The 15,044-nt window shown below is 35.9% G+C and carries 14 protein-coding genes; 8 read left to right on the top strand and 6 right to left on the bottom strand.

The features are described from left to right. Nucleotides 1-18 precede the first annotated feature (18 nt). The 6 genes from HMPREF3031_RS01060 to queC all read right to left on the bottom strand — a co-directional run bounded on the left by HMPREF3031_RS01060 (nt 19) and on the right by queC (nt 3,906). Nucleotides 19-858, bottom strand: coding sequence for an aldo/keto reductase (locus tag HMPREF3031_RS01060; RefSeq protein ID WP_070724568.1), 840 nt, complete (start codon nt 856-858; stop codon nt 19-21). A 179-nt stretch (nt 859-1,037) separates the two neighbouring features. After that, nucleotides 1,038-1,301 carry a GlsB/YeaQ/YmgE family stress response membrane protein gene (locus tag HMPREF3031_RS01055; protein ID WP_031262612.1) on the bottom strand — a complete coding sequence of 88 codons (264 nt, stop codon included), beginning with the start codon at nt 1,299-1,301 and terminating at the stop codon, nt 1,038-1,040. A gap of 87 nt (nt 1,302-1,388) precedes the next feature. Further along, on the bottom strand, nt 1,389-1,985 hold the full coding sequence (locus HMPREF3031_RS01050; protein WP_002481502.1) for a hypothetical protein: 597 nt from the start codon (nt 1,983-1,985) through the stop codon (nt 1,389-1,391). A gap of 115 nt (nt 1,986-2,100) precedes the next feature. Then, nucleotides 2,101-2,814, bottom strand: a complete 714-nt coding sequence (queE, locus tag HMPREF3031_RS01045; protein WP_002481503.1) for a 7-carboxy-7-deazaguanine synthase QueE — start codon at nt 2,812-2,814, stop codon at nt 2,101-2,103. Continuing rightward, nucleotides 2,807-3,232 carry a 6-carboxytetrahydropterin synthase QueD gene (gene queD, locus HMPREF3031_RS01040; protein ID WP_002481504.1) on the bottom strand — a complete coding sequence of 142 codons (426 nt, stop codon included), beginning with the start codon at nt 3,230-3,232 and terminating at the stop codon, nt 2,807-2,809. The genes queE and queD overlap by 8 nt, the downstream gene beginning before the upstream one ends. A 2-nt stretch (nt 3,233-3,234) precedes the next feature. Beyond that, nucleotides 3,235-3,906 carry a 7-cyano-7-deazaguanine synthase QueC gene (gene queC / locus HMPREF3031_RS01035; RefSeq protein ID WP_002481505.1) on the bottom strand — a complete coding sequence of 224 codons (672 nt, stop codon included), beginning with the start codon at nt 3,904-3,906 and terminating at the stop codon, nt 3,235-3,237. Between the two features lie 365 nt (nt 3,907-4,271). On the opposite strand from queC, the gene HMPREF3031_RS01030 reads away from it, so the two are divergent. The 8 genes from HMPREF3031_RS01030 to recQ all read left to right on the top strand — a co-directional run bounded on the left by HMPREF3031_RS01030 (nt 4,272) and on the right by recQ (nt 14,975). Continuing rightward, nucleotides 4,272-4,865: an anthranilate synthase component II gene (locus tag HMPREF3031_RS01030; RefSeq protein ID WP_002481506.1), complete on the top strand. Its 594-nt coding sequence runs from the start codon at nt 4,272-4,274 to the stop codon at nt 4,863-4,865. Next, the gene (locus tag HMPREF3031_RS01025; RefSeq protein ID WP_037556546.1) at nt 4,849-5,985 is read left to right on the top strand and encodes a chorismate-binding protein; all 1,137 of its coding nucleotides are present in this window, start codon (nt 4,849-4,851) and stop codon (nt 5,983-5,985) included. The genes HMPREF3031_RS01030 and HMPREF3031_RS01025 overlap by 17 nt, the downstream gene beginning before the upstream one ends. Before the next feature lie 5 nt (nt 5,986-5,990). After that, complete coding sequence (locus tag HMPREF3031_RS01020) at nt 5,991-6,599, top strand: aminotransferase class IV (RefSeq protein WP_037556548.1); 609 nt, start codon at nt 5,991-5,993, stop codon at nt 6,597-6,599. A gap of 276 nt (nt 6,600-6,875) precedes the next feature. Further along, on the top strand, nt 6,876-7,583 hold the full coding sequence (pxpB, locus tag HMPREF3031_RS01010; RefSeq protein WP_002481509.1) for a 5-oxoprolinase subunit PxpB: 708 nt from the start codon (nt 6,876-6,878) through the stop codon (nt 7,581-7,583). Then, nucleotides 7,571-8,575 (top strand): 5-oxoprolinase subunit C family protein, encoded by a 1,005-nt coding sequence (locus tag HMPREF3031_RS01005; protein WP_002481510.1) that lies wholly within the window; start codon nt 7,571-7,573, stop codon nt 8,573-8,575. The genes pxpB and HMPREF3031_RS01005 overlap by 13 nt, the downstream gene beginning before the upstream one ends. 566 nt (nt 8,576-9,141) lie before the next feature. Further along, nucleotides 9,142-11,088, top strand: coding sequence for a polyglycerol-phosphate lipoteichoic acid synthase LtaS (gene ltaS, locus HMPREF3031_RS01000; protein WP_002481511.1), 1,947 nt, complete (start codon nt 9,142-9,144; stop codon nt 11,086-11,088). 224 nt (nt 11,089-11,312) lie between these two features. After that, nucleotides 11,313-13,184: an ABC-F family ATP-binding cassette domain-containing protein gene (locus HMPREF3031_RS00995; RefSeq protein WP_002481512.1), complete on the top strand. Its 1,872-nt coding sequence runs from the start codon at nt 11,313-11,315 to the stop codon at nt 13,182-13,184. 12 nt (nt 13,185-13,196) lie between these two features. Further along, the gene (gene recQ / locus HMPREF3031_RS00990; protein WP_002481513.1) at nt 13,197-14,975 is read left to right on the top strand and encodes a DNA helicase RecQ; all 1,779 of its coding nucleotides are present in this window, start codon (nt 13,197-13,199) and stop codon (nt 14,973-14,975) included. The last annotated feature ends 69 nt before the right edge of the window (nt 14,976-15,044 follow it).

The raw sequence follows: 15,044 nt of genomic DNA, 5'->3' as shown, positions 1-15,044 counted from the left end.
ATATGAACTTGAATTAAGTTATTTTAACGTACCGATTCTAACGTCATCAGGGTGCTTGCCTTGGCGTAAGTTCTGATTTAACTGATCGATTTTTTTAACGTCTTTATCTCGTAATTCAAAGTCAATTGCTTCAAAGTTTTCGCTGATTCTTGAAGGAGTTTGAGACTTAGGAATCACAATTCTATCATGCATTAAATGCCAATTTAAGATGATTTGCGCAGGTGTTTTTTCATATTTTTCAGCTAGCTTTGCGATAACCGGATCTTCAAATAAACCACGTCCACGCATTAAAGGCATCCAAGCGGTAACTTTTATACCATGTTTATCACAGAAGTCTTGTAAGTCTTGTTGGTTTAAGTATGGGTGGAATTCGATTTGGTTAACCGCCGGCACAATTTCAGTATGTTCCATTAATTTTTCTAAGTGATGTTGTTGGAAGTTGCAGACACCGATTGCTTTAACGCGTCCTTCTTTATAAAGTTCTTCCATTGCTTGATATGTTTCAATGAATAAGCCGTCTGCTTCACATGGCCAGTGAGTTAAAAACATATCTAAATAATCCACACCAAGATTCTCTAATGATTTTTCAAAGTAAGCTTTTGTGCTGTCATAACCTTGATAATCATTCCATAGCTTAGTCGTAATAAAGAGATCTTCACGGGGGACTTTACTTTTTTTAATTGCTTCACCTAATTCTTTTTCGTTGAAATAAAAATAAGCGGTATCAAAAGCACGATAGCCTGAATCTTCAGCAGTTTTGACTGCAGATTCCATATGCTTTTCGTCAATTTTGTAGACTCCTAAACCTATACGAGGAATTTTCACATCGTTATTCAACTTTACTTTCTTTTTCAAGATGATTCGCACTCCTTCTACTTTTTCTTCATTATATCAAACGAAAGATATGTAATACTATTAAAGAGAAAATGATGCGCAATTTAATTAAAGGTTATTTAATCAAATGAAATAAAAAAACAGCAACACCATTGAATGATGTTGCTGCAAGTCGTATGTTAATACACATTAAGTATTAAGACTTATTTTCTTTTGTTTTTGTGGATTGCACCCAAGATTAATGAAAGGATTACAATTAATAAAATTGTACCGATTAATGCTGGGAAAATCGCAATGCCGCCTAGTGATGGACCCCAATCACCGAAGATTGCTGAGCCAAGCCAAGCGCCGACAATACCAGCAATAATGTTACCTAAGATTCCTCCTGGAATATCTTTACCTAAAATTGCGCCGGCTAACCAACCGATTAGGCCTCCGACGATAATCATTAATATTAATCCCATAATAGTAGCCTCCTAATTCAATACTGACAATACTTTTTTATTGTGCTTGTTAATGTTTACCACTAATACATGATAAGTAATCATCTTAAATCAATTTTTTAAAAAAGGTTTTGTCCACAAGATAAATAAAATTAATATTAAGTAAATAATTAGGTAAACATACCAGAAAGGAGTTAATAAATTCATTACAAGAAATGAAATAATAATTAATAATGTGCCGATTGTCAGTGATTTAGGCTTATTCTTCATGAAATGACTACGAAAGCTTGTATCTTCAGAGCTTTCAAAAATGGTTAAGAAGATGAAAGATGCTCCGATTAAGAAGAAAACAGGTGCTAAATATGGAACGGACATATAATAAGATTTTTCACTCGTATTGAATACGATGAACAAAGAAAGACTCAATAAAGTAAAGACAATAAAAGCCATGAATTTCTGTGTCGTAAAGACAATGGGCTTAAATTTTCGATCAGTCAACAGTGCGAGTAATGTCCAAATTAATATAAACGCAACCATCGCATGCGAAATAAAATCATACTTTCCGATGACGATAAGATTAATCACACTGTTTATTGAAACTGCAATAAGAATCGTACTTAATTTGACTTGATTGTTAGATTGTAAATACATATCAATCAAAATGGAAGCTGATATAATCGCAATGTTGATAATTATGTAGATGAGCATAGGGTGCGTCTCCTGACTTCTAATATTCACTGGAATATTATACCAATTTCAGTACATTTAAGCATTTGAAAACACTTTAAAATTAAAAAAGCTCGGGCATTCTGCAGCCCGAAACTTATACACCTTTCATATTACTCCAAAGTAAAGTATGCAATTGTGGTAAAACATAGACTTGGTTCATATCATTGCTTCGCATAACCTTATCTACAAGATTTTCGTAACGTTCAAGCAAACGTGCTGTATGATTTTCTACTTCATCATCTAAGTAAGGATTACCGACTTGTAAATAAAATGGGAGATCTGGATAACGATGATGTATATATTTAGCGAATTCATAGTCGTCATCATCAAAAACGACAACTTTAAGATTTAATGTTTCTTTAACACATTGTTCAATTACTTCATCAAGTATTTGTATATTTGGTTTCATACCTGAGCTCGGTGGTTTAGGACTAATTGTTAAATCATTGATTTGGCGCATCCACGGTTGGAAACGACTTCCTTGTGTTTCTAATGCACTTTCAATGTTCTTTTCTTCAAAGAGATACACTAAATCTTGAATACCTTTAATTAATGCAGGATTACCGCCTGAAATTGTGACATGATTAAAGCAATCGCCGCCGATTTCATAAAGTCGGTCATAAATTTCTTCTGCAGTCATCATTTGAATTTCATCTTTCATACTGCCATCCCAAGTGAAACTGGAATCACACCAGCTGCATCGATAATCACAGCCAGCAGTTCGTACGAACATTGTTTTACGTCCGATGACACGGCCTTCACCTTGAATGGTCGGTCCGAAAATTTCTAATACAGGAATTTTAGCCATGACGGAACTCCTTAGGACGATAAACCACATAGCTAGATGGAGTTTCACGTAAATAGACTTGTGCACATTTTGGACGGTTCGGCTGTTTCTCTAAAATTTCTTCTGTAAGTTGGCAAATCGTTTGTGCGACCACTTCAGTAGATGGCATTTTATCTTCGAACTGCGGTAAATCATTTAATAAATAATGATCGAACTGCTCATGAATTTGTTTTTTTAAAGCTGCAAAGTTGATTAAGAAACCGCTATGATCAAGTTCGTCACCAACGATAGTTAAATTAACGAAATAAGTGTGACCATGCGTACGTACACATTTACCTGCATCTTCGCAAGGGATGTAGTGTGCAGCTGCAAAATGGAAATCTTTATTTAATTCGAAAGCATAGGGATGGGCAACTGTTGGATAAATTTGTTGTAACAAAATCAGTTCACTCCTTTTTCTGCTAAATAAGCATTTAAACCACGTGCGCGTAATTGACAAGCCGGACATTCACCGCAGCCATCTGCGATAATCCCGTTATAGCAAGTCAATGTGTTATATCTTACATAATCTAAGACACCAAGTTCGTCACTTAATGCCCAAGTTTCTTTTTTGTCTAACCACATTAATGGTGTATGAATGACAAAGTTTTTATCCATCGATAAATTCAATGTGACATTCATGGATTTCACAAAATCATCGCGACAATCCGGATAACCAGAGAAGTCTGTTTCACAGACACCTGTAATAATGTGACGTGCTTTAATCTGATAAGCTAACGCGCCCGCAAACGATAAAAATAATAAGTTGCGTGCTGGAACGAAGGTGTTTGGTACACCATCATCAGTATCTTCAATTTGTAAATCATGTTGGGTTAACGCATTCGGTGTGAGTTGAGATAATAAAGACATGTCTAAAATGTGGTGCTTTAATCCTTGTTCTTGTGCGATTTGTTTAGCGACTTCAATTTCAGTATCGTGACGTTGACCGTATTGGAAAGTCACAAGTTCTACTTCTTTGAATTTTGCTTTCGCATAAAAGAGACAAGTCGTACTGTCTTGTCCGCCGCTGAATACGACGAGTGCTTTATCATCATCAAGTTTATGGGGTGCCATAAGTCAATCTCTCCTTTAAAGTGATGACCTAGCTCGATCAATAAAAAAACTCGAACGCTAAAGTGCGTGTATCTTGATGATTCAAAATAACGCTTTTAGGTTCGAGTTGATATAGACAATGACGTAGTATATTGACTATCTCTATAAAAGATAGACGATTGAAAGTAAAAGTCTAGTTTTTTATAGAGGGTATCAGCTAGGAACCTCTGTGTTTCTATGTCGATAGACAGAATAATATATTTCCTAAGTAAAATCAAGGTGTCTCTGCTTCTGCTATTACAAAATCGTGTGACATCTTGTAAAATGAAGTTAAAAGCATTGTTCGACGAAACAAATAGAATGTTGAGTAAGGGGACAAGTTTAGTATGATTATAATGATAGATAACAAAGACTCATTTACATATAACTTAGTAGATTATCTGAAGACAGAAAGTAATGAACGTGTGACAGTTATCGATGTAGATGACGTAGATATAGAAACATTAAAAACAATGCAGCCGCATGCGATTGTGATTTCCCCAGGTCCAGGAAGTCCAAGTGATTATCCGATTTTACATGAAGTCCTTAGCACGTTTGAAGATAGTGCACCTATTTTAGGTGTGTGCTTAGGATTTCAACTCATTGTTGAACATTACGGTGGTGCTATTATTCATAGTTCGCGACCTGTACACGGACACACCACGCTGATTACCACAAATGAGCAAGGTATTTTTGCGGGGTTACCTAAACAATTTCATGTGATGCGTTATCACTCCTTATGTGCAGATGCATTGCGCATGCCAAGTGCGCTAGAAGTCACAGCATATAATGAAGAACAAATTGTGATGGCAGTGGCGCATAGAAGTTATCCGATTTATGGTGTGCAATATCATCCTGAATCTATATTGAGTGAATATGGCCATGCGCAAATTCGACTATTTCTTCAACAGGCAGGTGAAAACATTGCGCGCGCACTTTAATTATCGATATTACACAGATGAAACAGATTATAAGCAGTACCAATATTGTTTCAAGACAATTCTTGATCAAAAGATTGCTTATGATTTAAATGAGGTACATGAAGTCATTGATTTTGCTGAACAAGCACATCAGGCAGGTCATTTTGTTTGTCTGTATTTACCTTACGAAGCGGCACCTGCCTTTAATTCTGAAATGGCAGTACATCTACCAGAAACTTCCAATTATGTTTATGCGGCAGCCTATATATTTGAAGCACCTGAAACAAGGGAAGAAGTAAAAGATAAGGCTGTATCAGCACGTCCGCACTTTCATTTTCGTTTGTCGAAGCCAACTATGATTCAACATATCCAACAAGTTCAAGATGCGATTGTAGAAGGGAATACATATCAAGTGAACTATACAACACGTATGTATGATCGTATCCGTATGCCTATCAGCGAAATGTATGATTATTTAACACGAAGCAGTCACGGTAATTATACAGCGTTGCTTGATACCGATGAATTACAAATCGCCTCGATTTCACCTGAATTGTTCTTTCAAAGAGGTTCTTTTAAAACGATGGAGGACGTGGTATTAAGTAAACCGATGAAAGGCACTATGCCAAGAGGGAAAGATAAAGCAGAGGATGACTATTATTATCAACAACTCGCACAATCTAAAAAAGATCAAGCGGAAAATGTGATGATAGTAGATTTATTACGTAATGATATTGCACGTATTTCAAAACCAGGCAGTGTGAAAGTGTATCAACCGTTTCATATTGAACGTTATCAAACTGTCTTTCAAATGACGAGTATGGTCACAGGACAATTACCGCAAGCAACGTCATTACAACGTATTTTGACTGCACTCTTTCCATGCGGTTCGATTACTGGTGCACCTAAATTAAATACGATGCGCTATATTAAAGCATTAGAAGGCACACCGCGACATGTATATTGTGGTACCATCGGGTTAATGATTCCAAACGGTCCCTCAATATTTAATGTACCGATACGTACGGTGCAATATATTGAAGACGAAGCAGTCTATGGTGTAGGTGCAGGTATTACGATTGATTCAGATCCAGAAGCAGAAGTCGCAGAGTTTGAAGCGAAAACTAAAATATTGGAGTGATAATGATGTACTTATTTGAGACAATGCGTTTATCAGAAGGTAAAATTCCACGTCGAGATTATCACAAAGCACGTATTTTACAGTCAGCTAAGGAGCTTTCTATTCCATTACCTGAAATTCAGTGGGAAGCATTTATCGCAGATATTAAAAAGGAATATCCAACAGGCACTTATCGTTTGAAAGTCATGGCAGATGAATCTGGCGAATTGACTTATCAATGTGTCGACTTACCTGAAAAAAGTAGTTTCACTGCTCAAGCGCAATTGATGCGTTCGGATTACCCAAAGTGGCAATACGTCAATAAAACGTCTCATCGTGAACATGTAGAACATCTTCATGAGACAGATATTGTTCTTTTTTATAATCTGCAAGGTAAAATTTTAGAGTTTGATATCGGTAATGTGCTGATCAAAGAACAAGGTAAATACTACACACCTTGTTTTAATAATGATTTCTTAAAAGGGTGCATGCGTGCACAGTTATTAGATGAAGGTAAAGCAGAAGAAAGAGATTATACAATAGATGAGTTGAGAGAAAAATTGGAGGCACATGAAGCGGAGCTTTTCTTGATAAATAGCTTGCGAGAGGTTGCCGAGATACAGATTAATCTTTAAAATTAAGTATGATTAAACTTATAAGTAGCAGAAGGGTTTAAAAAGGTGGCAGCATGATTGGAATAGTCCTGATATTAATCATTGTGGTAATTTGGGTTGCGAAGCGGCTGGCACGCTATTTCCTACAACAGCAGAAACCTTTAGCAGCAAAAGCCGTCGTAGGTATAATGCTGCTTATCCAACTCGTGCTCGTATATTACTTTATGAAGATGATGATGACGTATATTTTAAGGTTACTAAATATCTTTTATAATCAATGAAGACCAGAGGTGCATTATGAAAATTTATAGTCAAGGTGACAAAGCAATTGTGGTTTCTGTGGAGAAAGAAGTCACGCAACATACAACAGAAGACCTGTTAGCATTACGTTCGTATTTATTAGAACAAAACTATCCATTTATTACAGAAATCGTGCCGACTGAATCTGATATGATGATTGTCTATAATGCGCGAGATATGATGAAACATCATCATATTACATCACCGTTCCAATATATGACGGATTTACTGCACTCTATCAAAATCGAAGTCAGACATGGGGATGCTGTAAAAATGCCTGTAGAATTACCTGTTTACTATGGTGGCGAATACGGTCCAGATTTAGCAGAGTTGGTAGAATACTTCGGAATGAGTGAAGAAGAATTTATTTCATTGCATGCGAATAAAACATACTTCGTATCGATGATGGGCTATTCACCAGGATTCCCGTATCTAACAGGATTAAATGAACGTATTTATGTTAACCATACAGGAGATGAACAAAAATTTATTCCAGCAGGATCTGTCATCCTTGAAGGTAAGAAATGTGGTGTAGTTACAACTGATACATACGGTGACTGGCTTGTTATCGGTTATACACCTGTCCGTTTATTCAACCCAGAAAAAGAAGACTTCACTTTATTGAAGTTAGGTGATACTGTACGGTTCAAACCAGCTGAACCTGAAAATGAAAGTGAAGGAGGCAGTGAATCATGTCAATCATAATAGAAAATCCAGGACTTTTTTCAAGCTTCCAAGACTTTGGACGACAAGGTTACGAGCATGATGGCGTTATTCCTGGCGGTGCAATTGATTTCTTAGCACATGAAATTGCGAATCGCTTGGTTGCGAATGATAAAAATGAAGCAACGTTAGAGATGACGACAAAAATGGCGCGTATTCGCTTCACTGAGCCGACTTTAATTGCACTTTCTGGCGGCAACTTCAAAGCATGGACACAAAACATGCGTATTTTGCCGAACAAATTGTATTTAGTAGAAAAAGGAGATGTCCTACAGTTCTCTGAATCTAACCGTACATCTCGTGTTTACTTAGCAATCGGCGGCGGGGTAGAACTTGAAGAGTGGCTAGGTTCAACTTCAACAGACTTCCTATCTAAAATAGGTGGTTACGAAGGACGCGCATTACAAGCAGGTGATGCGATTAATATGAAACGTAACTATACTAAACGTCATCTGAAATTATTTGATAACTTGAAGGTTACACATAAAACGGATTGGGGTATTGATGGTTATGCACTTTCTTTCAACTATATGTCTGATATGTTCCATGTAGTGTTAAATAAAGGAGCAGAGGACTTTGATGAAGAAACTTTAAATCGCTTTACATATGGTGAATATAAAGTAACCAGCAAAGCGAACCGTGCAGGGATGATTCTAGAAGGCGATCCAGTAAAGGCCTTTTATGAAGACATGCCGCCACATCAATCTGTAAAACGTGGTACGATTCAAGTGAAACGTGATGGTTCACCAATCATCTTATTAAATGACCACTATACATTAGGAAGCTATCCGCAATTAGGTACAATTGCGAGCTATCATTTAACAAAACTTGCGCAAAAACCACAAGGTGCGCGCTTAAAGTTCCAATATATTGATATTTATACTGCAGAAAATAACTTAATGAAATACAGCAGTTGGTTACAACAGCTATTCCATGGTATTGAATATCGTATGATGCAAGAAATGAATAAATAACATGACACATTAATTTAAATGAATTCAACTGAGAAAGCTGGTTACTTTCTCAGTTTTTTTAATGTGCAAAATGCACAATTACATTCTAAGGCTGGAGTCTGATTTAATCGTGTGTGATTTCCTGTATAATTTTATAATATTAACGCGAATTCAAAATAAAAGTGAACAAGCTTAACATGCATGATGAAAGCATTTTATCTTTTCTTAGCAATAAATTAACATAGAAAAAATATAGTGTAATATGTCAATTTTGGATAGGTTTTCGCTTGAAATGTCGTGTGAAATGTTCTATATTTAGTTACTGTACTACGTAATTTTTGTTACAATAGTGTTACAAAGAAGTAGGCAATGTAAATTTTTGATGAATATAAATTAGAGCAATTTAAATGAAAAATGACGCAATTATTGAAAATACAGAGATAAGAAGCAGCACGAGACTGCTTCGCTTTTAATTGATTGGCCATTGAGCAGCAATCTTTTCTATAAGAAACATTAAAAAGTAGACGGGAAATGGTACTGTTTGATGATTGATTGAATACTAAATAACAATAACGGGGGAGACACACATGAGTCTGCAGAAAAAGAAAATAAGCATTTTTGTCTTTTTCTTACTCACTGTTTTAACAGTGAGTTTGAAGACCTATTTTGCTTATTATGTTGATTTTTCTTTAGGAGTTAAGGGATTAGTCCAAAATTTAATTTTGTTAATGAATCCATACAGCTTACTCGCATTAATACTTAGCGTATTCTTGTTCTTTAAAGGTAAGAAGGCGTTTTGGTTTATGCTCATCGGCGGATTCTTATTAACTTTCTTGCTTTATGCAAACGTTGTTTACTTTAGATTCTTCTCAGACTTTTTAACATTCAGTACTTTAAACCAAGTAGGTAACGTTGAGTCTATGGGAGGCGCAGTATCTGCGTCATTCAAATGGTATGATTTCGTGTATTTCTTAGATACAATTATCTATCTGTTTATTTTGATCTTTAAATCAAAATGGTTAGATACACGTACTTTCAGCAAGAAATTTGTTCCAGTCGTAATGGCAGTTTCAGTTGCTTTGTTCTTCTTGAACTTAGCATTTGCAGAAACAGATCGTCCTGAATTATTAACTCGTACATTCGACCATAAATACCTAGTTAAATATCTTGGACCATATAACTTCACAGTTTATGATGGTGTGAAATCAATTCAAAACCATCAAGAGAAAGCAATGGCTTCTGAAGATGATTTAACAAAAGTATTGAACTACACAAAACAAAGACAAGCAGAAGTAGAACCTAATCCGGAATATTACGGTGCAGGTAAAAAGAAAAATATTATTAAAATTCATTTAGAAAGTTTCCAAACTTTCTTGATTAACAAAAAAGTCAATGGTAAAGAAGTGACACCTTTCCTTAACAAATTGTCTTCAGGACAAGAAGGTTATAAATATTATCCAAACTTCTTCCACCAAACTGGACAAGGTAAAACATCAGATGCGGAATTCACAATGGATAACAGCTTGTATGGTTTACCACAAGGTTCAGCGTACTCATTGAAAGGTTCTAATACGTATCAATCATTACCAGCAATTCTTGATCAAAAACGCGGCTACACAAGCAACGTTATGCACGGTGACTACAAAACATTCTGGAACCGTGATCAAGTTTACAAACATTTCGGTATTGATAAATTCTACGATGCGACTTACTACGATATGAGTCCTGAAAACATTGAAAACTTAGGATTGAAAGATAAACCGTTCTTTAAAGAATCAGCAGAATATCAATCTAAAATGAAAAAACCATTCTATTCACACTTGATTACATTGACAAACCATTATCCATTCACATTATCACCAGATGAAGCGGGAATTGAAAAACCTAACACTGGCGATGCGACAGTAGATGGCTATGTACAAACAGCGAACTACATGGATAGTGCTTTAGAAGAATATATCAACGAATTGAAGAAAAAAGGTATCTATGATGACTCAGTGATTGTCATCTACGGTGACCACTATGGTATTTCTGAAAACCATAATAAAGCAATGGAAAAATTATTAGGTGAAGAAATTACACCAGCGAAATTTATGGACTTGAACCGTACTGGTTTATGGATGAAAGTTCCTGGTAAAGAAGGCGGCGTTGACAACACTTACGGTGGACAAATCGACGTAATGCCGACATTACTTCACTTAGAAGGTATCGATACTAAGAACTTCTTAATGTTAGGTACAGATTTATTATCTAAGGATCATAAACAAGTCGTACCATTCAGAAACGGTGACTTTATCACACCTGAATATAAATATGTGAATGGTAGAGCATTTGATAATAAAACAAATGAACCATTAGAAAAAGAACCTGCTGACTTAGAGAAAAATAAACAACAAGTTGAAAAAGACTTAGAAATGAGCGACAGTGTTCTTAATGGTGACTTATTCAGATTCTACAAAAATCCGGATTTCGATAAAGTAAATCCATCTAAATATCAATATAAAACAGGACCTAAAGGTTCTCAGAAAAAATAAACAATGACTTAGTCATTTCAACAGCGGGTGAATCCTCTTATGGATTTGCCCGCTGTATTTTTTTGGTGCGAACCTTTACAAAACTTACACAATTATCCGCTTAAGATGAACCTGTAACAGTATCTTTTGACGTGCAAAGGGTGTATAATATATAGAACTGAAAATTGAGATAAAGGTTGAAAACTCAATTAAATGAACGGACTGAACATAAGTGGAGGCATGACATGGAAGCGTATAAAATTGAACATTTACATAAATCCTATGCAGATAAAGTGATTTTTGATGACTTGCACTTATCTGTTTCAGCACATGAACGTATCGGACTTGTAGGGATTAACGGTACAGGTAAAAGTACATTACTAAAAGTCATCGCAGGGCTGGATGATGACTTCGAAGCAGAAGTGAATTGTCCGAATGATTATCGCATTCGTTATTCTTCTCAAAAGCAAGATTTAACGAAAGACAGAACAGTGCTGGAAGAAGTTTTGAGTGCAGATACAGATACGGTGAAGTTAATCAGAGACTATGAAAAAGCAGTACAAGAGTATAGCCAAACGCAAAATGACCAAAACTTAAACCACATGATGAAAATGCAAGAGGCGATGGACCAAGCAGAAGCATGGGACTATAGTGCAGAAGTTAAAACGATTTTATCTAAACTCGGTATTCATGATACATCTGTATCGGTTAAATCGTTATCAGGCGGCCAACAAAAACGTGTCATTTTAGCAAAAACATTAATTGAACAGCCAGACTTATTATTACTAGATGAACCGACCAACCATTTAGATTTCGATTCAATAAAATGGTTGATCAACTACGTAAAACAATATCCGCATACTGTGTTGTTTGTAACGCATGATCGTTATTTCTTAAATGAAGTTTCAACACGCATTATTGAATTGGATAGAGGTAAATTAACGACTTATCCAGGTAACTATGAAGACTATATTGCGATGCGTGCGGAGAACGAACAAATAGAGCAGCAACAAAACCAAAAAGCACGTGCTTTATATAAACAAGAACTTGCTTGGATGCGTGCAGGTGCAAAAGCAAGAACAACAAAACAACAAGCACGTATTAATCGCTTTAGTGATTTAGAATCACAAGTAAAAAATCAAACGACACGTGAAAGCGGACAATTGAACCTAGCGCATTCTCGTTTAGGTAAACAAGTCTTTGAACTAGATGATGTATCTAAAAGCATTGCGGATAAAACGTTATTTGAACATGTGACGCAAATCATACAAAACGGTCAACAAATCGGGATTGTCGGACCTAACGGTGCAGGCAAAACGACGTTGTTAAATATCCTTGCTGGTGAAGATACTGACTTCAGCGGAGAACTGAAAATCGGCCAAACAGTCAAAACAGCTTACTTTAAACAAACGGATGAACGTTTAGATAGAGATATCCGTGTGATAGATTTCTTAAGAGAAGAAAGTGAAGTTGCGAAAGAAAAAGATGGTACGACGGTGTCAGTAACACAATTGTTAGAGCGTTTCTTATTCCCAAGTGCTACACACGGTAAAAAAGTATATAAACTTTCCGGTGGCGAACAAAAACGCTTGTATTTACTAAGATTATTGGTTCATCAACCGAATGTATTGTTGCTTGATGAGCCGACAAATGACTTAGATACTGAAACGCTAACTATTCTTGAGGACTATATCGCAACTTTCGGCGGCACAGTTATTACTGTCAGCCATGATCGCTATTTCTTAAATAAAGTTGCACAGGAATATTGGTATGTGCATGACGGTCAAATTGAGCGTGTTATTGGAAGCTTTGAAGACTATGAAGCTTATAAGCAAGAACAAGAGAAACAACAAGCAGTTGCTAAAGCTCAACCAAAAGTTCAAAAAGAAAGACAACGTAAGGGATTGTCTTATAAAGAAAAACGTGAATACGATACGATTATGGAACGTATTGAAGAGACTGAAGCGCGTCTAGAAGTGATTGAACAAGAGATGGTAGACGCAAGTGATGATTATGCGAAAATTCAAGAACTGAATACTGAAAAAGAAGCATTAGAATCACAATATGAAGAAGACATGACACGATGGAGCGAATTAGAAGAATTAAAAGAACAATAAGGGGTCAATTTTATGGAAACGACATTATCGCATTATTTTGGATATAAAGATTTCCGTCCAGGACAAAGGGAGATTATTTCCAAAATACTAGACAAAAAGAATGTGCTAGGGGTATTACCTACTGGCGGCGGTAAATCATTATGTTATCAAGTGCCTGGATTGATAATGGGCGGCGTGACAATTGTGATCAGCCCATTAATTTCATTAATGAAAGACCAAGTCGATCAATTAAAAGCGATGGGCATTAACGCTGCATTTTTAAACAGCAGCTTATCGCAAAAAGAACAACGAGCGATTGAAGAAGATTTACGTCAGGGTAAGATTCAATTCTTATACGCGGCGCCTGAACGTTTTGAGAATCGTCAATTTATGCAGTTGCTATTCGGATTAGATATTCACTTAGTTGCTTTTGATGAAGCACACTGTATTTCTAAGTGGGGACATGATTTCAGACCAAGTTACCAACAAGTTATTGATAAAGTCCTTTGCTTACCGCAAGACTTTGCCATTGCTGCTTTAACCGCAACAGCTACTGTTGAAGTACAAAAAGATATTATGGAACGTCTGCATATCTCCGGTGCGAACCGAGTAAAAACAAGTATCAAACGTCCTAATTTAGTCTTTAAAGTCAATCCGACATATCAGAGGCAAAAATTTGTGATGGATTATGTAAAGGCACACAAACAACAAGCAGGGATTATTTATTGTTCAACAAGAAAACAAGTTGAAGAACTTCAACAAGTATTTGAAGATCAAAATATCAGCAGTGCCATTTATCATGCAGGTTTAACGAATAAAGAGCGTGATGAAGCACAAAATGATTTTGTCTTTGATCGCATTAAAGTTGTAATTGCGACGAATGCGTTTGGTATGGGGATTGATAAATCTAACGTGAGATATGTCATTCATTACAATATGCCAGGAGATTTAGAATCTTATTATCAAGAAGCTGGACGTGCAGGACGTGATGGCTTAACAAGTGAATGTATCTTACTGTTTAGTGAACGTGATATTAATCTGCATCAATTCTTTATTTCATCTTCTAAGGGTGATGATGACTATAAAGAAAAAATGGGCGAGAAGCTCAATAAGATGATTCAATATACCAAAACAAAAAAGTGTCTAGAAGCTACATTGGTTCATTATTTCGAGCCAAATGAAAAATTAGAAGAATGTGGCCGCTGCAGTAATTGTCGTAATGAAAATAAAACGTATGATATGACGAATGAAGCGAAGAAAATCATCAGTTGTGTGGTGCGTATGGGTCAACAAGAGACTTATGGTGTGATTATTCAAGTGCTGAGAGGCGAGTTGTCTGATTACATCAAGTATAACCAATATGACAAATTATCAACTTTCGGTATTATGAAAGAGTATACGACATCAGAATGTAGTCATTTAATTGATGAATTGCGCTTCAAAGGCTTCTTAAACGAAAATGATGAGGTTTTAACTTGTGATAAAAAGGTTAAGCAAATACTAAGTGAGGATTTAAAAATTTATACTGTACCATTCAAGAAAAAATCTCGTGAAAAAGTCAATATCAATACTATTGAAGGTGTCGATAGAGCATTGTTTGACGCATTAGTACAAGTCAGACAAGAACTCAGCGAGAAATTAAATGTAGCACCGATTAGCATTTTTACTGATTTTACACTTGAAGAATTCGCCAAACGTAAACCTGAATCTAAACAGGAAATGATTGCGATTGACGGTGTCGGTAGTTATAAATTGAAACATTACTGTCCTCAATTTATTGAAACGATTCATAATTATAAAGCGCAAGTTTAATAGATTTAAATACAGAACAGCAAGTTTCACTGTGCTAACGATAGTGTGAGCTTGCTGTTCTTTTTTAAA

The organism is Staphylococcus sp. HMSC072B07, assembly GCF_001815505.1.
GTDB lineage: Bacteria > Bacillota > Bacilli > Staphylococcales > Staphylococcaceae > Staphylococcus > Staphylococcus simulans.
The sequence above is the reverse complement of the archived record's forward strand: the minus strand, read 5'-3'. Positions and strand labels throughout refer to the sequence as shown.